The organism is Limnospira platensis NIES-39 (assembly GCF_026000695.1).
Lineage (GTDB): Bacteria > Cyanobacteriota > Cyanobacteriia > Cyanobacteriales > Microcoleaceae > Limnospira > Limnospira platensis.
Map to the genome: position 1 here is coordinate 6715102 of NZ_AP026945.1, position 23025 is coordinate 6738126.

Here is a 23025-nt window from a genome sequence, read left to right on the forward strand (position 1 = left end):
ATCCCCCATCTTATGTTAATCAGCCGACAATATACCCCCCCCACTTGTACCCTAGAAGTTAGCGCCAATACTTCTTTCTGGAGTCGCTGGAAACATGAGAGTTGGGATAACTTTCGGTTTAAACTTTCCTTTGATGACCCCCGTCTCTCGGAAGATCAATATATCAGCATAGAAGGCGATCGCCATAATTTAACCAACCTCTATGAAAGCCTCAACAGGTATATTAACGACTTTCTGACGGCTTCCCCCTTGTCGGAAATTGACCCCACTCCCGAAGAGTCTCCCCACCCGCAAAATCTCTTAACTACCTGTTCAGACTTCCAGATCAAGCCTGATGGCTTATTATACCATGATTTATTTTTAGGAAACTTAGCACCTAGTCCGGCGGAATCATTCGTTCATTTAAGCGCATTACAGTTATTTGATGTCGCCGCCGCCTTGCGGAATTGCATCACGGAAATAGAACCTTTTTTAACCCCAGAAAGTCAGCCAAAACGTACCTCTCCCGCGTGGCTACGAACTTTGATGATCATTATTACTACCACGGGACTATTTACGGGAATTATCCATTTAAGCAATTATTATCGTCGCGATCGCCATTTAATTTCCACCCCAGAAACTCCCCAAATTTCCACTTCTATACCTCCGGCGGAAATCATCCCGCCGCCACTTCCAGAATTTCCCATTGATGAACCCCCAGCGCCGCCTAAAATAGAAATACAAGTAGCGCCAGACCTTCCCCTAGTTGATACAGTACCTTTAACCATTCCCCCACCCCTATTTGATCAACCTCCCCCTTCCCCTGAATTAATCCCTAATATTACTAACACAGGGCGGGAAACAGATGGCATAATTATTATTCCGATAGAACCCGTTAATAGAACCCCTGCTAACGGGACGGTTAACCGCCCAGAAACTCCTCCCCCTCCCACACCCTTAGCGCCGCCTCCCACTCCCCTATTTGACATAGGAACAGTACCAGAAAATATTAACCTTCCCCCCCTGCAAAATGCTAGAGTTCCCGAAACGGATACCCCGGAAAATTATGCAGTTCAGGATATCCCAGAAGACAGCGAAAATGCGGAACCAATTGCACAGCTAACTAAACGAGAACCTCGGATAGCCTCTATTCGTTCCCTGAATAATACGGTATTTGATGAAATTCCCCAGGTGGCGGAAGTACGGAGTTATTTTGTAAAAAATTGGTATCCTCCCAAGAATTTAAACAGAATATTGCAGTATCGTTTACAAGTCAATTCCCAGGGTGCTATTGACAGTATCACTCCCTTGGGTGAAGCCTCGTTTAACTGGCTACAACAGATTAAATTACCATCAGCAAATGAGCCTTTTGTCTCGCCTATGGAAGATGGAAAGACCGCTAAAATCAGGGTGGTTTTAGACCCCAGCGGTCGGGTTCAGACTTTCTTAGAACCCCAAAATTAGCATTGGTTATTACCCAAACAACTGGGATAATTAGACTCATAGGTGTGTGGGCGTTTTCCAAACAATTGATAGCGGTTATCCCGCACCTGTTCATAAATGCGATCGCCTGCCCATTTTAGCCCCGGCATTCCTCGATAAGCCTTGACAAATAGCTCCCCACCTGGTAAGATGTTACCGATTTCTTCGGCGGCATCACTACCCTGCCATCGTCGTTGTGGCTGGTTTACGTCAATCAAAATCATCCCCATTAAACAGTCTTCGGGAGTAATATTTAACTGTGCTAATTTTGCCTCATCCTGCATAGGAATATAACTAAAACGTTCACCGCGATCGAGATTTTCCAACAGTTGCACTAAGTTACTGCACAGGTTACAGTTTCCATCGTAAATTACATGATATAGCATCAATTAATCACAGTTGACGACAGTTGATAATTATAGCATATTTTCGGAGACATGACTAGGGAATCTTTATAACTCCATAGGTGCAATGATACCCAACTTTTCTTGCAGTGCAAATCGCAAAATCGACTGTGTGACGATAATTAATCCTAGTCTAGCTTGGGATAATTGGGGGTGATGAAGTTTAACCTCTCCCCAAATACGACATTGGCGCAAAAAGCGATCGCATTTATCGCTGATTTTCATGGCTACCTTTTTATCATCCATCTTCCTAGGTGGATAATACCAGAAATCGACCCCATCAATTAACTCGCCAATCAGCATTTTTTCCGCATCATGAACTAACCGCAAATTCCCGGAATCATCTAACCAAGGTATATCCCTAGGGGTAGCTAATTGCCATATAGAAGGGGTAACAATTGGTTCTGTTTCCACCAAAGAAATTAAGCGATCGCCATGAGCCATTCGCAACAAAGAACAGCAACGAGCATGGATATATTGAACCGGGAACAAATCGGAATCCAAACTCTGATTATCGGGAGAATGAGCAGTGATTGGTAAACCATGGAGCCGGATATTTTCCAACCAATTTACCACCCCCAAATCAGTAATATCAAATTGAATCATTCCCGATGGTAGCACCGTGGTAATTATACCATCATCCACCATTTTATCAGCTTGATTAGCCACAATTAAATTAGCAATTTCCACGGGAGATTGAGAATTGATGGCAGCCAATTTAATAGCGATCGCCGATATATAACGAATGGGGCTACCATTGGGAACACGAGCCAGAGGGATATCAACCGAACCTATATAATCAGCATCAAGTCCCCTTAATCCATAGCCCAGGGAGTTAATTAAACTTTGCTTAATTACCAGATTTTCCATAAAATTTGCTATAATAGCCACCATCAAAACAGCAAAACTTGACTCATGCTAAACTCTTTTAAACACCGATTACCTACCCTCATGGTGACTATGTTCTGCACCCTAGGAATTTTAGTAAACGGCTGTTCATCAGTTACCGGATCTTCAGATTTTGAACAACAGGTTTTACAAGTAATTCGCAATAATCCCGAAGCTATATTAGAGTCCGTACAAGCCTATCAGCAACAGCAACAAAACCAACTCAGCCAAGCGCGATCATCTTTTTTACAACAAATGAAAACCCAACCACGGGCGATTATTGGTGATTCTCCCACGTTTGGCGCAGCGGATGCGGAAATTGTTTTGGTAGAGTTTTCTGATTTTCAGTGTCCCTTCTGTCGTCGCGCCCACGGAACCATTAAAGAGTTTATGGACAGACACCAAGACCAGGTTACTCTCGTGTTTAAGCATCTCCCCCTCAGTCAAATTCACGCCCAAGCCTTACCGGCTGCTAAAGCCGCCTGGGCGGCGCAACAACAAGGTAAATTCTGGGAATATCAAAACGCTCTTTTTGAGGGTCAGGATGACCTAGGAGAGGCACTATATGAGGCGATCGCCATTTCCCTAGGTTTAGATTTAGAACAATTTAACCGCGATCGCAACAGTGATGGAGCGATCGCCGCCATTGAACAGGATATGCAATTAGCCAGCGTTCTAGGCATTTCTGGGACCCCGTTTTTTGTCATGAATGGGGAAACCCTATCTGGGGCTGTAGACCTGTCAACCCTCGAAGAAACCCTCGCAGAGGTCATCGCTCGCGAATAACTTTTAACTCCACTGCTGCCAAAACCTGATAGGCTAGATCACAGTTTCCACCCTTACTCACTCAAGTTTCCGTGGTCAAAAACCGTGAACCACTCGAAAGTTTAGTCCTCTACCACCTGTTTAAGTGGTCTGTGGTTAGCCCCATGCTCCATGTCTATTTTCGTGGTCGCATTTATAATGCCGAACGGATGCCCCAAACCGGACCCATTGTCGTAGTTAGTAATCATGCTAGTGATTTTGACCCCCCAATGCTGTCCAACTGCGTCAGGCGACCCGTAGCATTTATGGCTAAAGAGGAACTCTTTAAGGTTCCCGTCCTCAAACAGGCCATTTCCCTATATGGCGCTTATCCAGTTAAACGGGGTGCTGGCGATCGCAATGCGATCCGAGCCGCTCTCAATTCCCTAGAGGAAGGTTGGGCCACTGGTGTATTTTTGCAGGGAACTCGCACCTCCGACGGTCGCATCACAGACCCGAAATTGGGCGCGTCATTAATTGCAGCCAAAGCACAGGTTCCCCTAATTCCTGTCTGTCTCTGGGGAACTCATGCTATTTTTAACAAAGGCTCTGCTTTACCCAGACCAGTTCCCGTCACCGTGAGAATTGGTGAACCTATGGACCCCCCCAAGTCCAGTAAGCGGGAGGAACTAGAGGCGATCGCTTATAATTGCGCCCAAATAATTAATGCTATGCACGATTTAGGGCGCTGAGTTTTCGCAGTACAACAACTAATCAAATCATGGAAGAATTAAAAGCACAATTAGCCGCCAACATTGATCAAGCACAGTGGGAATGGTTAATTCCCCATGTACAACGAGATGCAGTCGTCGTAGTCGATCGCCAATTGGATTTACTAGATGTCGGTGTCGCCATTAGCGAGGACCATGTTACTGACGTTCAGCGCTGGATTAGTGAACAACAGATTTATAAACCTTCTCCCCAGCAAATCTCCGATTGGAATGGCGATCAGACTAAACAATTTAATGCCCTAATTATCCAACCCTTTGTTTTGGTACAGGAAGCCTAAAATCATTCATACCCTCGCCATCCCACCACCACCTTAAACTTATGGGTTTTCGGGAATATTCTCCTTCTCGCTGATAGCCAATCTTCTTTTGTTTAGCCCCAATTCAAACAAAGCCTCCCGAACTTCTGGCTTGGACTCCCCAACAAGCTGTCCAGGTTCTACACCTCTGGCGATCGCACCTTCAAACATACTAACAATATCAGCTTGAGACTTAAATCCTGATAGATCGACTCTCATCCCACCAATTTCACTGCCAATTCTCGCCGCTTTACCTGTCCCAGTTGGGGAAAATTCTGCACTCGTACCCGAGGCATTATGTAGCTTACCAAAAACATCTCTCTTACCCATTTCCGAAGTTTCTCCTCCAATCAAAACCGCTCCTTTTAACTTAGCGGTAAAACAATATTCACCCTGCCTCCGTGAGACAGAGACACCGCCGCTTGCTTCGTCCACTTGCTTCAATCCCTTGCATACATCGGTTTTTCTTTTTGCCCTTCTCCTTGGGCATTTTTATCACCGGAAAATCCGCGAAAACCACGCGATCGCAATTCGGAACAGCCAAAGGTCAATCCCGCAAACCGGCGAGCACGAAGAAATCCCAGAAACCCAACGCCCCACAACTGCCGGAACTCGACATCACCACGAAAGTGCGGCCTATCAGTTCCAACAGCATCGACGTGATGGTTCGAGCCAATCCGGAGTCGGACAATTAATCAGGGGAGGACATATCGAATTGAGATGAAACGTTTCAGCATGGCTCCTCATTTGACAATTGCATCAAGTACAAATACAGACTTGATTTCTTTCAATTTACCGCGTTCCTGATATCGCGATACATACCCAACACATCTATATGAGCAATTCTGGAAGTTTCAGTCCCAATGCAATCGAGCTTCCCGAATATAACGAGGAGGTTGACTATCTTTAATTCGATACCATCTGTTTTTCCCATTTTTTGCAAACTGGGGCTGGGTTGTATCATCACTAATTTTGACTACAGCGCCAGGCTTATATTCTTCTTTCTTATGACCCTCTTCATCTCTGGCATGAGCTTTATCCTTGACTCTATATTGTTTCATCTTTTTGGATTGGTCAATTGATTTTTCTCCAAACAATAATTTTCGCTCGTCTTCCTTGATTTTTTTACCCAACAACTCTTTAGATGTAATGATACCTTGCTGCACATTTTTTTCCGCTTCCTTAAGCTCTTCTAACCACTTAGGATCTTTAACTGTTAGGCTCTTACCATCCTGACTCAGGGTCGTATAGTCAACGACCCGACCGCCAAATTCCGCACCGATCCTTCCGGCTTTACTGGTCCCGGTAGAAGACACCTCAGCCGGAGCGCCCCTCTGATCATGATACATACCAAACACATCTGTATGAGCCATTCTGGAAGTTTCAGCACCAATTAGTACGCTGCCAGGTTCTTTGCTGCTTGGAGGTCTGTAATATATGTACATATGACCGTGTCTGCCATCTGGTAGGATCACATCACCCGCCATATCTTCATTGCCCAGTCCCCCCAACGGTATATCCATGCCATAATGTTTGATGGTACCCACTATATCAAGGGTATCACCCTTGAGCTCCTTCAATGAATTTTTAGTAACCTCTACGTCGTGACTAGAAGCAATTCGAGTATCGACCTGTGCTCGGTAATAGTCACTGGATGTGTCTACATCTTTGTGATCATGTGATTTCGGTTTATCCTTTTGGACTGTGCCACCCAGCAGCCAATAAATAAACTCATGCTGTTTTTCAGTGCCTCCAAGAGGGGGCAAATTGATCATGACACGACCGCCGTGGGAGAGTGCCACTGCAACGTTCTCTTGCCATTCCTCAAACTTGGGTTTGTCTTGGTCATCACGGTACATTAATCCATGCTGAAGAACAATAAAAACTCGTTTCAGAATGGCAATGGCTGAATCCGTTTGTTCCTGATATTTTTTGGCGATCTTTTGATTTGACTCTGGTATAGTTGTCAAATCATTATTTAGAGTTTTTTCCCACATTTCAGTATCTTTATCATAGATACCTTTCTTCACTGCTTCATAGTTTTCCTTTTTCTTCTTGGTATCTTCACTATTGGGATCGGTTTTTGCAGCTTTCTCGTACTCTTCTTTAGCTTTCTTCATCTCCTTCGCTTCATGACGCAAATATCCTGGGGTTTGACGAAATTTTTCATCCTTAATTCCTAAATCTCGCTGATATGTCGCAATTTGCAGATGGTGAATTGGACTCAATACTGCCTCTCCACGAACATCAGGCAAAATTCTCGCACTCAGTCGGACAAAGTCATGTTCTTCATATCTTTCCCAATCTTTGATCACTCGTTTTTCTTCTGCCACCTTTTCTAACTCTTCCTGGGTGAGAAAACCATTTTGAGATAAGTAGGTTTTTCCTTTGGGAATTTGACTCAACTCTTGTATCACTTTAACGATATCATCTGTCAGAAAACCTTTGCCCAAGTCGATTTGCTTTGCTAGATTCATATCTTGCCATACTGTTTCACCTTTTTTGTTTTTATAGTCTCGATTTTTAATTTTTGTCAATTCGTTGATTTTTTCGATATTATCTTTTTGTGATTTTAAAGCATCATCATTGCTATTGACACGTTTATTGGCGGAGATATAAGTTCCATACAACTGCAATCGAGTTGCCCGAATATAACAAGGAGGTTTACTATCTTTAATTCGATACCATTTATTGTTGCCAGCCGGATCGATCTTGTGCTGAGTTTCATCATCACTAATTTCGACCAAATCCCCAGGATTATATGTTTCTTTACTCTTATCATTTTCATCTCTGGCATGAGCTTGATCTTTGACTGTATATGTTTTCCTTTGTAGCGTGAGTAAGCCCCCAGTAGCGACGGTTGAATTGTCGTCTTTTTTAGACTGAATTTGACTCCCACCCTGCTGCACCACATGGGTCAACTCGTGGGCGATGAGCTTTTGTCCGCCCCGACTCTCCGGCTGATACTCTCCCTGTTTGAAAAAGATATCTTGACCCGTCGTAAATGCCTTCGCTTGGATGGATTGATTCAATTGACTCGCTTGGGAATTATCATGAATCCTCACACCCCTAAAATCTGCCCCCATCGCCTGTCCCATTTGAGACTGTAAATGCTCATCTAAGGGTTCACCACCACCCTTTTCTCGTTGAATTGATGACTCTAAATCTGCCGAAACTTCCCCACCCGCACTCGCTGTCTGCGGCTTCATCTGTACATCACCATCATCATCAAATTCCTCCTCATCAGACTCTCGCTGTAGGGTATTTGATAGCTCTTCTTTTTTCTGCAACTGAGAAATCCTCGGAGTCCTCAGCAACTGTGGTTGTTCCTGGCCTCCTTCTGCTTCCTGTTTCTGAACCTCCGGGTGCGTGGGGGGAGATTGGATCTGGTCTACAACTACATCCGCCACTCGGTCCGCTTCCTGTTCGTATTTATCCCCTACCGCCCCCACCGTCAGTTTAGCTTGAATCGGCTGCTGCGGTGTCCCATTCGTCGGGTTATCCCTTTGGGCTAAAGTCTGAAACACCCTCTGCATTGGCGCGTTGGGTTCCCCTTTCATCTGGATATCATCATCCTCCGTCCGTTGTATCGGTTCTGGCGATCGCTTCGTATTAGCAAAAACCGGGATATTAGCTAAATCGAACCCAGAGGACTCCTGCTGAAACTGCATTTCTGGCCGTGTCAGCTCCTGGTCTCGCCCTGCAAAATTCGCATCCTGAAACGGTCGAGACTGAAACTGTGCCTGGACAGGAACTGCATTGCCTTTCGCTTCATTGTGGCGTTTTTTCCGGCGTTGGATTTTCATCAGTATGTCCTCCTAACTTAGAGCTGATTTGTATACAAAACTTTAATAAACCTGAATTGTTGGCTGGGACTGAATTCAACTCACTTCAGAAATTAGAGTCTGAGCGATCGCGTTTTTATTATAACTCAAAAATTGACCGGTTGATGTCAATAAATGTAATTTTTGATGCAAGGACGGCAACAACCGGCAATTAAACCATCAAAACACTCACAAAAAATTGACCCTTTTCAAAAAATTTATTTATTATGGTTCGATTTGACGGATGGCTTCTGGCGGAAATTGATGACCTTCCATCACCATCATCAGGCCCGAAAAATATCGCTCTACCGTCTCAACATTGGTGTAGATCAATGAGTGAATTTGATGCCGGCTCAACGATCCACCTTCGACATCAATACTCGTTTTATATCGAATTTCACCGTCGCCAAAGTCCATTTCAAAATTGCCGATGCAGAGTCCATAGTTTGCTCGGCAAATAAATTCGGCAACTTGAGGAATTTTTGACTCGGGTACTTTAGCCACTAAAATCGAGTAAAAAATAACTTGTTGTTCTTCTTCTCTGACTTTTGCTTCGCAGATCCACCCTCGTGTTTGACCGTCAATTTTGAAAAACAAAATATTTTCTTTGGGGGGGATTTTTGCCCACTTAATCCCTTCTTCTTCAAACCAATTAATCACCATATCAGTCAAACTTTCGGACTGTTGTTTTTTCTCTGTGTAGGAGATGGGGGATTTTTCCGGTAAATTTTTGACCAAATTTTCTAAAATAACGTTGACCGAATTGATCAGATTTTCCAACAAATTTAGTAGGTCAAATTCATCGATGTATTCGGGGGAAATTTTTGGCTTTATTTCACTCAAACTGTCGATAATTACGGACGCTTGTTCCGACAGAAATTGTTGTTTGTCGGGAGACAAAGTTTCGGATTGGTTGGATTGCAAAAAGCTCAAAAATTGGACTATACTATTTAAGGTAACTTCTTGAAAATCTTGGCCCAAAAAAATATCTGACCACCCCACAAAATCCCATAAAGTTCTATAGTTGACTATCCGCAAAGCAAACCAACTCTCAGTCCGACCCATTTCCGATCCATTTTGGCGATCGCACCATTCCCAAAATCGACTGACAATGTGTTGCGGATCGTCCCCCGCTTGAATTAGCCTTTTTAATAACACAGGAGATAACAATAGGGTAATTTGAACGTCCCCAGATGACACTAAATTGATCGCCTCATGCCAACCCTCTAATACTTCTGGCGTGATATAAAATAAGCGATCTTGAAGAATTTTTTGATAAGTTAAACTCCCCACTTTTGCCGTCAATTGCAGTGCGGTCACTTGCCTTTCGGAACCGAGTAAGCGCAGGTACTCTGCATCTAAATCAATGAATTGTTCGTCAATTCCTTGCATTACAAATTTTCGTTCAACAGGAAAAACTAAATTTTCAGTCAATTGTTTTCTCCTTTCAACTGTTCCGATCATTTAATCCTATCGTGAGGCATCGGATATTTTCACTTTTCCCCTATCAACTCCATACCGACACGCAACAATCGACCGTCTCAGGAAGACCCGAGTTTTCGCGCAATTTGTTCGACCATATGATTTTTTAATTTATCTTCTAAGGCTTTATTTTTTTTCTGTTTATTTTCCAGGCGGTCTGATTGTTTTTTCATCTTTTTGTCCGATTTTGTGAACTCTTTATTTCTTTTCTCGGCGGTTTTTTTGTCTTTCTTTTTTTCCAATATTTGATTGTATATATCGCCGTATATTTCCATCATATTTTCCGCTTCTAAGCCCAGACGTTCAATATCCTTGATGTTCAAGTATTTCTTAATTGCCTGCATCTGTGCTTGACGATAATCATATTCTAATTTGTCCGATTTCAGGACTCCTTCTTTCGCTTGTTGCATCGCTTCTACAGGTAAACCTAACTTCTGTAGCGCTTTTTCAGCCAAAGCATCGCCCGCCCGCAATTTTTCATAAAGCAGCGTCGCGATTTCATTCCGTTTTTTACCTAGAATACCCCCTCTCCGTTTCCTAAACCAATGACCAATTTTGTACAGCAGCAATCCCACTGCGCCCAGTCCCCCCAAGGCGGCTAACGCGGCACCAATTGCCCATCCAATTGGGTTGGAAGCCAGAACTAAACCGATAATTCCTCCTCCAATACTAGCTAATCCAGAACTAAAAGCCAGAGCTCTTCTGCCACTTTTTTCATATTTTTGATCGATCGCATACTCCACGGCATTGACGACATCGGGATTGTACTGTTTGAACCCCGGATTTTGACTTTTAGTTTCATGCAGCAACTCTTTCAAAGAGTTTTTGGTCTGAATTGATTTCGCCATTGCACAGGCATCAATTACCGATGTAATGGCAGCAAAGAAGACTCCGGCTATACTGGCAATTTGGGCAACGATACTCACGACTGGACTCACTGCATTAAGCACCTTAGCAGCCCCACCAACAGCCGTATTCAAGACTTCTCCCGCAGTGTATGCTGCCCCCTCGATTTTGGTTCGCTTATTTTTTGAACTAACATCCTGAATTTTCTGGTTGGCTTGCTCCTGTTGCTTTGGTACTAAATCCGAGTTTTTTGGCAGTTGTGCTTTGGCTTCTTGGGAGACAATTTCAAATTTAGATTGTTTCGGTGGCGCTTCCTCTGCTGCCGACTCTTTCTGGTAGAGTTCCGTTACAACCTGAGACAATTCCGGATTTTTAGACAGTAATTTTTCGAGTTCTCCTCCCGCCTCCTGACCGACATTTAGAGACGTTTGTACCTCGGTTCTACTCGGCAATTTATCCCCGTAAATTTTGGGCATATTTTTGCTCACATAGAGCTCTGCATCCTGTTTAATTTTTTTCGGATCTTCTCCTTCACGTTGAATTTTGGCTTCGGAAACCCTACCGACAGGAAAAAATTGCGGGGAATTTTGTCGGTTAATTTTTCTGACACCCGACCCCGAACCTTGCTGCACCACATGGGTCAACTCGTGGGCTATTAGCTTTTGTCCGCCCCGACTCTCCGGCTGATACTCTCCCTGTTTAAAAAAGATATCTTGACCCGTCGTAAATGCCTTCGCTTGGATGGATTGATTCAATTGACTCGCTTGGGAATTATCATGAATCCTCACACCCCTAAAATCTGCCCCCATCGCCTGTCCCATTTGAGACTGTAAATGCTCATCTAAGGGTTCACCACCACCCTTTTCTCGTTGAATTGATGACTCTAAATCTGCCGAAACTTCCCCACCCGCACTCGCTGTCTGTGGCTTCATCTGTACATCACCATCATCATCAAATTCCTCCTCATCAGACTCTCGCTGTAGGGTATTTGATAGCTCTTCTTTTTTCTGCAACTGAGAAATCCTCGGAGTCCTCAGCAACTGTGGTTGTTCCTGGCCTCCTTCTGCTTCCTGTTTCTGAACCTCCGGGTGCGTGGGGGGAGATTGAATCTGGTCTACAACTACATCCGCCACCCGGTCCGCTTCCTGTTCGTATTTATCCCCTACCGCCCCCACCGTCAGTTTAGCTTGAATCGGCTGCTGCGGTGTCCCATTCGTCGGGTTATCCCTTTGGGCTAAAGTCTGAAACACCCTCTGCATTGGCGCGTTGGGTTCCCCTTTCATCTGGATATCATCATCCTCCGTCCGTTGTATCGGTTCTGGCGATCGCTTCGTATTAGCAAAAACCGGGATATTAGCTAAATCGAACCCAGAGGACTCCTGCTGAAACTGCATTTCTGGCGATGCCACCTCCTGGTCTGGCGGCGCAAAATTCGCATCCTGAAACGGTCGAGACTGAAACTGTGCTTGCATCGGTGCAGAGCCAATTGATACTTCGGGTGAACCTTTCTTTCTACGTTGTATTCTCATCAGAAGCCCTCCGATTAGCTTGATCTGATTGCTCTAAATTTAATTAATCATCATCAAAAAGGCGATCGCACCTTAATTTTAAATCAAAACGGAATTATTCTCCCAATTCTCCCCGAACCAAATCCGCAATTTCCCCGATCCAGCGTTGTCGTTCTCCATGTTCGAGATTAAGAATATCAGCCCGAGACCAGTGGAAATAAAAAGCAATAAAGGCTACCTCCCGATACAAATCCTCTAGGGGGTAGCCCGCAACTCCCCCGCCAGAGAAATCCCCGCCTCTGGTGGATTAATCTGATTATATACCCCCTGTAAATAGTCCAAATCCGCTAAAAACAATCCCTCCAAGATATCCGGTCCCACCACAGAAATCTCCCCCAACTGGACAATGGATCGCGACAGCATCACCAAAACTCCATAGGCTGGATTTTCCCTCACCCGCAGATCTCTTTCTCGGAAAAGTTCATCCCACCCTGTCAGCGATCGCATGATTACCTCTCGATGCAAAGTTCCCTCCCCGTCCAACAATCCAACGGGGAGGGTAAAGCAAAATTGGGTCTGTGGCAAGTTTTCCGACAACATTAGATTAGGGACTAGAGAGTTTTGTAGCAGCCGGTGCTAGATAGGCCTTAATTAAACACTGGGGACACTGGCGCACCCGCTTTAGCAGAATAGGCTCCTACTAGGAACCCCCCCGCCTAAAAGCCACGGAGGATGTCAATTTCCTATCGTCGCTCTAAAAACGCGCCCAACTTTAATTAATCAGAGTCCGACTTGACCAAGCCGTTAATTTCCCGGTAGAAATCTTGCAGATAAGCCAAATCTACCGCAAACATATTCTCAATCACCGCCGTGGACACTTCCTGTAAACTACCGAGTTCAGTAATCACCCTGGCCAGGATAATCACAGTTGCATAGGCGGGATTCATCTGTACACGAGGATCGCGCAGCGGGATAATCTCATCGATCGCCCGCGACAGTCGCATCACCCCCTGTTGGTGCAGGTTCCCTTCCGGGTCCAAATACCCCTTGGGTAAAATAAACTCAAACTCCGTTTGCATCGTTTAATCGTGCCTTAGCAAAAGAATCGGGCTTTAAAGTCCCGTGTAACTACCTCGCGCCCAGCGCGGCGAGTACGTCACAAGATACGTTCAAACCCTTCGCAAGCAATTTCCAACTCCTCAACGGCTAAATCGCTTCCCGATGCCATATTATCGGTGATGCTATAACTAACCGGCCAGCCGCCACTAAAAGCAAACCGCGCCCCTTCCGAACTATCCTGACGGTAAATGGTCAAAAAACCATTTTTAAACTTAGATACCCAACCGCCATCATGGACAGTCGCGATCCAATCCCACAGTGTAGTGGAAGCCGTTAGTCCCCGACGCAGAGAAAAATTATCAACACTGTTGTTACCCGGAAGTTTAGTGCAAATCACCTGACCTCGAGTCGCCTTTCCCCACCTTTTTGGGAAGACCTCATTGTGGGTAATGACAGTCTGGGAATATTTGAACCCTCGGCACTCCATAAAGTAGCCATCCACATCATCCCGGCTGCCGTCCAAATGCAAAGCCACATAAAAACGGCAGGCGGTCAGAACTTCATAGAGATGATGTTTTTGGTTAATTAAATCACCAATCATGCCAATCGCTACCCTAACTAAACACTACACTTGTTCCCAAAGTTGCTACTTTCTGCAACCCGGAATGGCTAATTTCAATGGTTTCCTTAAACAGATCCGTTGAATCGGAACTAGCTTGGGTGGTTGTATATTTAGCGGGGAGACAGTCCCTCAAATTCCAACGAGCCCCCTCCGAGCCATCCTGTTTGTAAAGTACCAAGGAAGCATCACTCACCTTGGCGATCGCATCAGTTTTACCACCAAGCATCGCCGGCGGATGACAGTCGAGATACCATTTTACCAGGGCATCATTTTCAGCGGTAGTGATAAACTCCAGAGTCATATTTTCAAAAGTCACCGATGCTGGGGTAATTTGAGTTGCGCTTCTAACGTCTTTTCCCGAACCGATAGACTGTCCCTCTGCCGCCGGGTCGATACTAATAGAAATTCCACTCACTTTGGAAATCAGCAAACGAGTATTATTGCCAAATTCAAAGTAAAACCGCGCAGAAGTCAAATATTCATAAGCCATAATTTAAATCTCTCCTAACTGATAAGCGATTTGAAGGTCTTGTAGGGGCGGGTGCTAGATCCGCCACGGGAAAACCAGCCAACTACCTGCACCCGCCCTTCTTCTTTCAGGGGACGGGAAAACCAGCCAATTCTGGACCCGCCCTTCTTTCAGGGGACGGGAAAACCAGCCAATTCTGGACCCGCCCTTCTTTCAGGGGACGGGAAAACCAGCCAATTCTGGACCCGCCCTTCTTTCAGGGGACGGGAAAACCAGCCAATTCTGGACCCGCCCTTCTTTCAGGGGACGGGAAAACCAGCCAATTCTGGACCCGCCCTTCTTTCAGGGGACGGGAAAACCAGCCAATTCTGGACCCGCCCTTCTTCTTTCAGGGGACGGGAAAACCAGCCAATTCTGGACCCGCCCTTCTTCTTTCAGGGGACGGGAAAACCAGCCAATTCTGGACCCGCCCTTCTTCTTTCAGGGGACGGGAAAACCAGCCAATTCTGGACCCGCCCTTCTTTCAGGGGACGGGAAAACCAGCCAATTCTGGACCCGCCCTTCTTTCAGGGGACGGGAAAAATCAGCCAATTCTGGACCCGCCCTTCTTTCAGGGGACGGGAAAACCAGCCAATTCTGGACCCGCCCTTCTTTCAGGGGACGGGAAAACCAGCCAATTCTGCACCCGCCCTTCTTTCAGGGGACGGGAAAAATCAGCCCGATTCGATCACCCGCCGCCGATGCTGATTTACCCGAACTTACCCATAAATTAAACCGCAGCCCCACTCCTCATGCTGCCAACTTGACCACCCATAGCAACCTCTTTGGTAATCATTTCAGCAACGATTTCGTAGGTTTCAACCGCCAAATCCCCCGAGGTCGAGTCCATATCAGCGATCGAATACTTTTTCGGCCAAGCACGTTCGAGGTTCCAGCGTAAAACCTCTTCTCCGTCAGGAGAATACAGCACCACAGAACCACTAGCCCGGTACTGAGACCATTTCCCTTCTCCTCCCTCTTCCGGTGGTAGACAGGCTTTGAACCAAGCAAATAGCTGGCGGCTGGCATCGTTGGGGTCGTCGCTGATGTAAGTTTCGATGGTCATCGACGGGTTGGTTTCGTAACCGGCGATCGTGCTTTGGCGAACCCGGCGACCTTTGCGACCAGAACCCAAGGCTTTATCACCTCCGGCTACTTTTCCCTCGTAGGTCAGGGCTGCCATACTTTTGATATAAGCATTTTGGACAATATTCCCAACAGTATCATTGCGAAAATCAATTTGATACCGGGTGGCGGTAGTGGTAAAAACCGGAGCAGCACTACTCATAATTCGATTCCCTTGTGTAAGTGTCAATATCAAAAAAATCCCAACTGCCTCCAATCGGTTGGTTTTGGAGGCAGAGATTTAAGAGAGTTGGCTTATTCGCCTTCACCGTCAGCCGTCCACTGGCTGATGCGGAATATCACAAATTCAGCCGGACGCACTGGACAGACACCCACTTCCACAAACAGCCGACCCAGCATCATGCTTTGGGGGCTATTGAGTTCAGCATCGCACTTCACATAAAAAGCCTCACTGGGACTGCCACCGATTAAGGCTCCCGATCGCCATAATTCAGTTAAGAAGCTGCTAATGGTGCGTTTGACCCGCTGCCAGAGGTCTTCGTCGTTCGGTTCAAACACCACCCACTGGGTACCGTTTTCGATAGATTTTTCGATGTAGCTCATCAGACGGCGAACGTTGATATAACGCCATTCAGTTTTGTCGGGTTCCACCAAGGTACGAGCGCCCCAGATCCGGATACCCCGGTTCTCAAAAGGCCGGATACAGTTGATGCCAATAGGGTTCAGCAGTTCCTGTTCTCGGAAGTTGCACGGGTGAGTTAGACCGATCACACCTCGTGGGACTTCGTTAGCAGGCGCTTTGTAAACCCCCCGGGTTTCGTCCACCCGCGCCCATACTCCTGCCATGTGGCCGCTGGGGGGAATAGCTATGGGTCGTCCGGCGTTGCGGGGGTTCGGAACTAGAATCCACGGGTAGTACAGTGCCGCAAATTGCGATCGACGGTTAAATTCTATGCTCAACCAACGGCTGATCTCTTGCGGTTTTACCCGATCAGGCGGCGGGTCAAGGATGATCATTCGGTTGGGGGCGTTGGGGATGTCCCCGTCTGCGGCTCCCTCGCACATACTCACCATCAAGTCCATTAGTCCGTGGAGTTGATCAAGATCAATCAATCCCTGTTCGTAGACTTTCATTAAGTCTGGACAGCAAATGATAGTTACTTCGTCGATTTCAAACAAGCCCCGAATCCCGGTGCGCTCCTCCCTCACCCCTTCTACATGGCGCGCTAAGTTTTCTGTTTCTGCAATGATCGCCCCAGGACTAACTTCATACACCCCGTTAGACGGGCGACGGGCTAGGGGACTGCCACTGATGGCTAAATCCGTGGCGATAATATACTCAGATGCCTCCAGAGCGCTAACCACATAATCGGCTACTGCTGTTTCGATGTCTGGATTCATACTCAGGTGTGGGAACCGTTCGAGTTCCTCACCTCCCTGGCGAATAACTACGGTGAAAAATTCCCCTGTATTAGCAGTGACGATCGCTTCTGATGCTTCCGTTTCTTCGCTGGGGGGTTTGGGGTATCCTTCTGTAATTTGTACCCGGATAGAGCGATCGCTCACAGCCAGAAACCTGTTTTGGGAACTATCTGTTAGGGAACCCTCAGAACCACTATCTTCCGCATTTTCACGGATGGAAAATCTTAACGAAGGACGATTAGCGCGGTTGACAATTTCGGTTCCCGTTTCCCTCACTTCCGGCTTAGGAGAACCTGGGAGTCCTGTTCCCATGCTAGTAATCCAGCAACGACCGCCGCCGTTGAGAAACCAACCGTACACTGAAAAGGGAAGATAGGCTCCGAACTCCGTAAAACCGTCCGAGTTAGTTCGACCGAAGTATTCCAGATACTGCTTCCAACTGGTTACTAACATCGGCTTAAAAGGTTCAGCCCCACCTCGGATATCCTCCGTGAAACCGACAAATCCCGCTACAGCGGTGGGAACACCCTGAAGAGGTCGAGAGCCGCGATCGACCTCCTCAATGTAAACGCCAGGTGCAAAATAATCAAGCCTAGCCATAAAATTTTTTCTCCCTGATATGGGTGGTATGTATGGAAGTGGGCAAGTATCCCACTCTCAACTAAGTAGGGTGGGGCTTTCTCATCCTGAATAACTCTGGTGCGTCAGGTAGAATTTCACCGGGTTTCCCGATAATTTACCGGGTCTGACGCACCCTACAGCGTCAGGTAGAATTTCACCGGGTTTCCCGATAATTTACCGGGTCTGACGCACCCTACAGCGTCAGGTAGAATTTCACCGGGTTTCCCGATAATTTACCGGGTCTGACGCACCCTACAGCGTCAGGTAGAATTTCACCGGGTTTCCCGATAATTTACCGGGTCTGACGCACCCTACAACGTCAGGTAGAATTTCACCGGGTTTCCCGATAATTTACCGGGTCTGACGCACCCTACAGCGTCAGGTAGAATTTCACCGGGTTTCCCGATAATTTACCGGGTCTGACGCACCCTACAGCGTCAGGTAGAATTTCACCGGGTTTCCCGATAATTTACCGGGTCTGACGCACCCTACAGCGTCAGGTAGAATTTCACCGGGTTTCCCGATAATTTACCGGGTCTGACGCACCCTACACATTTACGCGACACTTTTTCGGCTATTCCCCGAAGCAGTTGCCGGCAAACCTCATCCTTCAATAACTGCAAGAATTAGCGCGTCATTACCTTTCTTCTCCTTTGACAACAGAAGAATTTTTGCCAGCATTCAAAAAACCTGGCAGCTAGGGAAGATCAACAATCCAGTAATGTCCAGTTTTTACTTATTTACTACTTATTGTATTAGCTCAATCACAGCCACCCAAAACCCCGTCGCTTCCTCCGAGTTTTCGGGGATGCTACAAAATCGCTTGATCTACAACGATTGCAGTTGTTGAAAATAATACAGCCAAACCTATAACAAATATACTAATTTTTACAACCATTGTTTAAGTGAATTAAAGTTTTGTGAATATTTGTGAATTTCTTGTTAATATATATAAAATTGGCGGTTGAATCCGATCGCACTCAGACTGAAAGTGGTATTAAATAATGGAAGATCAGAAGATCATCAGATTAGTTCTCATAAATCCGCGCATCCCATCATTCCCACCCCTTTAACTGGCCAAATCAGCCATGAGCAATCATCTAGCGGTCGCGACCGCCACCGCGACCTTACAGCGGATTATACAGCGAGCCGTGCAGAGAGACGTGGACGGAGCGCGAGTCACCACCGTGCGCCCAGACGGTTCGAGCGGGTCAATTCCCGAAACAGGTGTGAATCTATACCTGTATCACATCAAACGTAACCCAGCCCTCACCAACCAAGACACCCCCAACTTCCAACGACGGGGGGACATGACCCGACGCAGACAAGCGGCGATCGACCTATTCTATGTGGTATCCTTCTACGGGAATGATGGCGATCTCGAACCCCAGCGCCTGCTGGGTAGCGTCGTCCAAACCCTGGAAGACCAGTTAGTATTGAGTGCGGACACCATCCGATCGACGATCGCCGATCCCACCTTTACCTACCTCGCGGACTCCGATCTGGCTGAACAAGTCGAACAAATCCGCTCGGAATTTATCTCTGTCTCCACGGACGAACTCTCTAAAATCTGGTCTGTGTTCTTCCAGACCCCCTACGCCCTGTCCCTGGTGTACAAAGTGACTGTCATCATCATCGAAAGCGACATCGCCGGACGTTCCGCCCTACCTGTGCGCGATCGCATTTTAGGCGGTACAGTCTTTCCCAAACAACCCGTCATCACCCAAGTGGTCGCCGTGGGAGGTAAAAATCAACCCATTTTCAGTAACAGCATCCTCTCCATTCGTGGCCAGCATCTCTCTGGTGTCTTAACCCAAATCCGCATCGCTCAAGTAGAAGTAACCCCCCAAGTACTCAACAGTGGGGAACTACGGCTCCCCTTGAGCCTGATTTCCCCCTCAGTGCTACGCGCTGGCGTGCAAAGCCTACAAGTCATTCACCTAAGCGCCCCACCCGCACCCCCCCGTAATGGGTCTCAGGTAGGGGGAACCACCACAGCGACTACCAGGCGTAAAACTCCCGCCCGTGTTCCCCAAGTGGAATCTAACGTCGCCCCCTTCGTCTTGCGCCCTACCATTGATGCGGTCACAGTCCTAGATTTAGATGGATTTGACGATGAGCCACGGTCGGGAACCCTCAGCATTAGCCTTAATTTGGCGATCGCCCCCGGTCAGCGAATTGTCCTGATGATGAACGAATACAACCTCAATAGCGATAATCCCGTGGGCTACCTATTCACCGCCCCACCCATTACTCGCGCCACGGCTACCGTCTCCATCCCCATTCGGGAAGTCAAACCCGGAGAATATTTAGTGCGAGTCCAAATTGATGGCGCAGAAAGTATGCTGACTGTAGACGACAACCCCGACAGTCCAACTTTTGAGCAATACATTCAACCCAAAGTAGCGATAAATTAAACAGCACCCCCTTCCCCATTTCCCCCGTGACCATGACTGACTCAAACAGCCCATTCACCCACGACCAACAAACTCTCATACTCGCCTTAACCCGAATTAAGGAAAGAATCAAAGCGGCATCATTAGGGGAAACCCGACCGGAAACCACCGTAGCAAACATCATCCCCCCTGTCTTAGAGCAACTGTGCGATACCTTTGGGCTATCTACCTTTGAACAAGATTTGCTGCTACTGTGCGCCGGAATGGAACTCGATGCCGATTTTCCCCTACTCTGCGCGGAAGCCAACGGCGACCCCCAAAAGCCCTATCCGACCTTTAGCCTCGCCCTCAATATCTTCGATGACCCCCATTGGAGCGCCCTAACACCCAATGCTCCCCTACGTCGCTGGCGTTTACTAGAGGTCGGAGGCGGTGCGGTTTTGACCCTCAGCCCCCTTCGCATTGATGAACGCATCCTCCACTATCTCATCGGGATACAGCATCTTGATGAACGCTTATTCGGGATTGTAGAATCCCTGGGGGAGCCCTCCCTGTTAGTCCCCTCCCATCAACAACTAGCCCTAAAAATTGCCCAAACCTGGTCGAACTTTAGCGAGGAGTCACAGTTACCGGTTGTCCAGATTTGCGGGGAAGATATGGCGACTCGACAAGCGATCGCACAGGTGGTCTGTCAACAGTTAGATCTAGAACTCTATCTGATGGATGGCGATCGCATTCCTTCCGCCACCGCAGAGTTCAACCTTATGTTAAAACTATGGGAGCGCGAGTCAGTTTTGGGAGGTTATGCCCTCATTATCGACTGCGAACAGGTAGAAATGAGTCGCCACGGAGACGGTATCTGGCAACTGATTGAGCGCATCGGTAGCCCCCTGATGATTACCGTTCGCGATCGCCTTCCGCAGCGGACCCGACCCCTGCTTAACTTCGAGGTTACTCGCCCGGGCGCTGCCGAACAGTACCAGTATTGGGAAGAACACCTCGGAGAAGGTACTACACACCTCAACGGCCACCTACAACGAGTTACCGCCCAATTTAACCTCCCCTCCCCCGCCATTATCGCCGTTTGTACGGCTACCGCCAGCCAGGGAATTTCCCCCGAAGATACAGAAACCTTTATTGACCACCTTTGGGATGCTTGTCGCCTCCAAGCTAGACCCCGCATGGAAGATATGGCCCAGCGCATCGAAGTTAAAGCCACCTGGGCTGATTTGGTTCTCCCGTCGGCTCAAATGCAAGTTCTGGAAACAATGGCCGCTCACCTCCGCCAACGTTCCCAAGTTTACGAAAATTGGGGTTTCGGTAAAAAAAGCGATCGGGGTTTAGGTATCAGCGCCCTATTTGCTGGACCCAGTGGCACCGGGAAAACCACGGCGGCGGAAGTTCTCGCCCAAGCCCTGCGACTCGATTTATACAAAATTGACCTGAGTTCCGTCATTAGCAAATATATCGGCGAAACGGAGAAAAACCTTCGCCGCGTCTTTGATGCTGCCGAAAGTGGGGGCGCGATTTTGCTCTTCGATGAAGCTGATGCCCTATTTGGTAAGCGCAGCGAGGTCAAAGACTCCCACGATCGCCATGCTAACATCGAGGTTAGTTATCTGCTGCAACGCATGGAAGCCTACCGAGGTTTAGCTATTCTTACCACCAACATGAAGGGTGCCCTCGACCCCGCTTTTCTCCGTCGCATCCGTTTTGTGGTCCAATTCCCCTTTCCCGATGCTAAACAGCGCGCCGAAATCTGGCGGCGTATTTTCCCCTCGGAAACTCCCACCGATGGGCTCACGGTTGAGAAATTGGCGCGTTTGAGTGTCTCTGGGGGTAATATCCGCAATATCGCCCTTAACGCCGCTTTTCTGGCTGCTGATGCTGAAGAACCGGTAATGATGAAACATCTACTCGCCGCCGCCCAAAGTGAATATATGAAACTGGAAAAACCTTTGATGGATAGTGAAGTTAAAGGCTGGGTTTAATAACTAATAATTGATATGAAAAAAGATATTTATTTAAATCAACAATTAACGTTTATTTTGCCATCACAAAAAACCCTCGAATTGTTGGCTGTGAATGGCATTGTTGCTGAGGATGATGGGAAGGATATTAATGTTTATCTGACGCTAGAAGTACCCTTTGATACCTATCAATTGATTGAAAAAGAACAATTGTTTAACTTGAAACCAGAGGTTTGTAGTCCCTTAATCGATCGCCAATTTGACCCTTACGCTAATTTAACGTTAGAATTGATGCTCAAACCGGGTTTGCTGCCTCAACTCACCCAGGACGGAACCACGACGGCTACTCTCATCAATCACCTACAACAACCACCCGGACCAGAACCCCTACCTCACCAATTCACGGAAAACTGGTTTTGTTTGGGAGTGCGACAACAACAATTAGACAAAACCATCGCCTATCGTACCCTTTGGGATTGGGCAAATCCTGACACCCTCGCTCAACTGGTTGCTACCGGAAAAGACACTTTTCAGCAGTTAGGGGCGCAAATTAAAACGGCCTTGTCAACCGGAAGCCAAGCCCTCGAAGAAATTAGCAGGGAATTGGGCGCGCCGCCAACAGGGGACTCGGATTCCTCAATTTCTGCCCCCATTTCCCAAATCATGGCGGCCTTTTTTAACCAAGATGATTGGGACTACGTTAGCTTGGACGAGGGAGCTACCCTAGAGATGGCATTTATTGGCGACAATGGCCGTTGGAGTTGTTCCGCACAAGCCAGAGACGAAGAACAACAATTCCTGTTTTACTCGATTTGTCCCCTGACAATTCCTGCCGAAAAGCGATCGGCTATTGCTGAATTATTAACAAAAGCTAATTCTGGTTTAATTCTGGGCAACTTCGAGTTAGACTATTCCGATGGGGAGGTTTGTTATAAAACCAGTATCGATGTAGAAGGCGATCGCCTTACCCCGGCTTTAGTAGAATCCCTCGTTTATACAAACGTGACCATGATGGATCAATACCTGCCAGGTATTATTGCCGTACTCAATGGTACATCCCCTGATAATGCGATCGCCCAAGTTGAGGCTGAATAAAT

At 47.0% G+C, this 23025-nt stretch carries 20 protein-coding genes; 7 read left to right on the forward strand and 13 right to left on the reverse strand.

What is annotated here, in order from left to right; all coding sequences use genetic code 11:
* Positions 1–12 precede the first annotated feature (12 nt).
* Positions 13–1443 carry a DUF4335 domain-containing protein gene (locus N39L_RS32835; RefSeq protein WP_014277533.1) on the forward strand — a complete coding sequence of 477 codons (1431 nt, stop codon included), beginning with the start codon at positions 13–15 and terminating at the stop codon, positions 1441–1443.
* Here the strand turns inward: N39L_RS32835 and N39L_RS32840 are convergent.
* Together N39L_RS32840 and N39L_RS32845 are read right to left on the reverse strand one after the other, a co-directional pair.
* Complete coding sequence (locus tag N39L_RS32840) at positions 1440–1847, reverse strand: thiol-disulfide oxidoreductase DCC family protein (protein WP_014277534.1); 408 nt, start codon at positions 1845–1847, stop codon at positions 1440–1442. The genes N39L_RS32835 and N39L_RS32840 overlap by 4 nt on opposite strands.
* Positions 1848–1913: 66 nt before the next feature.
* Complete coding sequence (locus N39L_RS32845; protein ID WP_006617081.1) at positions 1914–2759, reverse strand: hypothetical protein; 846 nt, start codon at positions 2757–2759, stop codon at positions 1914–1916.
* Positions 2760–2780: 21 nt separating this feature from the next.
* Here N39L_RS32845 and N39L_RS32850 point away from each other — a divergent pair, with 21 nt between their 5' ends.
* The 3 genes from N39L_RS32850 to N39L_RS32860 all read left to right on the forward strand — a co-directional run bounded on the left by N39L_RS32850 (position 2781) and on the right by N39L_RS32860 (position 4566).
* Positions 2781–3539: a DsbA family protein gene (locus tag N39L_RS32850; protein WP_014277535.1), complete on the forward strand. Its 759-nt coding sequence runs from the start codon at positions 2781–2783 to the stop codon at positions 3537–3539.
* Between the two features lie 71 nt (positions 3540–3610).
* Complete coding sequence (locus N39L_RS32855; protein WP_014277536.1) at positions 3611–4249, forward strand: lysophospholipid acyltransferase family protein; 639 nt, start codon at positions 3611–3613, stop codon at positions 4247–4249.
* A gap of 29 nt (positions 4250–4278) precedes the next feature.
* On the forward strand, positions 4279–4566 hold the full coding sequence (locus tag N39L_RS32860; RefSeq protein ID WP_014277537.1) for a DUF2288 domain-containing protein: 288 nt from the start codon (positions 4279–4281) through the stop codon (positions 4564–4566).
* Between the two features lie 39 nt (positions 4567–4605).
* On the opposite strand, the gene N39L_RS32865 is transcribed toward N39L_RS32860, so the two are convergent.
* The 11 genes from N39L_RS32865 to N39L_RS32915 form a co-directional block, all read right to left on the reverse strand.
* Positions 4606–5019: a hypothetical protein gene (locus tag N39L_RS32865; protein ID WP_014277538.1), complete on the reverse strand. Its 414-nt coding sequence runs from the start codon at positions 5017–5019 to the stop codon at positions 4606–4608.
* Between the two features lie 419 nt (positions 5020–5438).
* Positions 5439–8390, reverse strand: a complete 2952-nt coding sequence (locus N39L_RS32870; RefSeq protein WP_014277540.1) for an eCIS core domain-containing protein — start codon at positions 8388–8390, stop codon at positions 5439–5441.
* 243 nt (positions 8391–8633) lie between these two features.
* The gene (locus tag N39L_RS32875) at positions 8634–9842 is read right to left on the reverse strand and encodes a YbjN domain-containing protein (RefSeq protein ID WP_158307582.1); all 1209 of its coding nucleotides are present in this window, start codon (positions 9840–9842) and stop codon (positions 8634–8636) included.
* Positions 9843–9949: 107 nt separating this feature from the next.
* Entirely contained in the window at positions 9950–12265 is a 2316-nt protein-coding gene (locus tag N39L_RS32880) for an eCIS core domain-containing protein (RefSeq protein ID WP_231852056.1), read from the reverse strand.
* 94 nt (positions 12266–12359) lie between these two features.
* Positions 12360–12494 carry a DUF6760 family protein gene (locus N39L_RS32885; RefSeq protein ID WP_006616704.1) on the reverse strand — a complete coding sequence of 45 codons (135 nt, stop codon included), beginning with the start codon at positions 12492–12494 and terminating at the stop codon, positions 12360–12362.
* A gap of 5 nt (positions 12495–12499) precedes the next feature.
* The gene (locus tag N39L_RS32890; protein ID WP_231852057.1) at positions 12500–12829 is read right to left on the reverse strand and encodes a hypothetical protein; all 330 of its coding nucleotides are present in this window, start codon (positions 12827–12829) and stop codon (positions 12500–12502) included.
* Between the two features lie 191 nt (positions 12830–13020).
* Positions 13021–13323, reverse strand: a complete 303-nt coding sequence (locus N39L_RS32895) for a hypothetical protein (protein WP_006616706.1) — start codon at positions 13321–13323, stop codon at positions 13021–13023.
* A gap of 77 nt (positions 13324–13400) precedes the next feature.
* Positions 13401–13904, reverse strand: a complete 504-nt coding sequence (locus tag N39L_RS32900) for a phage tail protein (RefSeq protein WP_006616707.1) — start codon at positions 13902–13904, stop codon at positions 13401–13403.
* A 13-nt stretch (positions 13905–13917) separates the two neighbouring features.
* On the reverse strand, positions 13918–14415 hold the full coding sequence (locus N39L_RS32905) for a phage tail protein (protein ID WP_006616708.1): 498 nt from the start codon (positions 14413–14415) through the stop codon (positions 13918–13920).
* 748 nt (positions 14416–15163) lie between these two features.
* Positions 15164–15721 (reverse strand): phage tail protein, encoded by a 558-nt coding sequence (locus N39L_RS32910; protein WP_006617730.1) that lies wholly within the window; start codon positions 15719–15721, stop codon positions 15164–15166.
* A gap of 92 nt (positions 15722–15813) precedes the next feature.
* Positions 15814–17541, reverse strand: coding sequence for a phage tail sheath family protein (locus N39L_RS32915; RefSeq protein WP_006617731.1), 1728 nt, complete (start codon positions 17539–17541; stop codon positions 15814–15816).
* A 1109-nt stretch (positions 17542–18650) separates the two neighbouring features.
* Here N39L_RS32915 and N39L_RS32920 point away from each other — a divergent pair.
* Genes N39L_RS32920 through N39L_RS32930 form a run of 3 tightly spaced genes read left to right on the forward strand, consistent with a single transcriptional unit; the run spans position 18651 to position 23023 of the window.
* Complete coding sequence (locus N39L_RS32920; RefSeq protein WP_006617732.1) at positions 18651–19979, forward strand: Pvc16 family protein; 1329 nt, start codon at positions 18651–18653, stop codon at positions 19977–19979.
* A gap of 32 nt (positions 19980–20011) precedes the next feature.
* A complete protein-coding gene (locus N39L_RS32925; RefSeq protein WP_006617733.1) occupies positions 20012–21949 on the forward strand; it encodes an ATP-binding protein in 1938 nt (645 codons plus the stop codon).
* 15 nt (positions 21950–21964) lie between these two features.
* Positions 21965–23023 (forward strand): type III secretion system chaperone family protein, encoded by a 1059-nt coding sequence (locus N39L_RS32930; RefSeq protein ID WP_014277545.1) that lies wholly within the window; start codon positions 21965–21967, stop codon positions 23021–23023.
* Positions 23024–23025 lie beyond the last annotated feature (2 nt).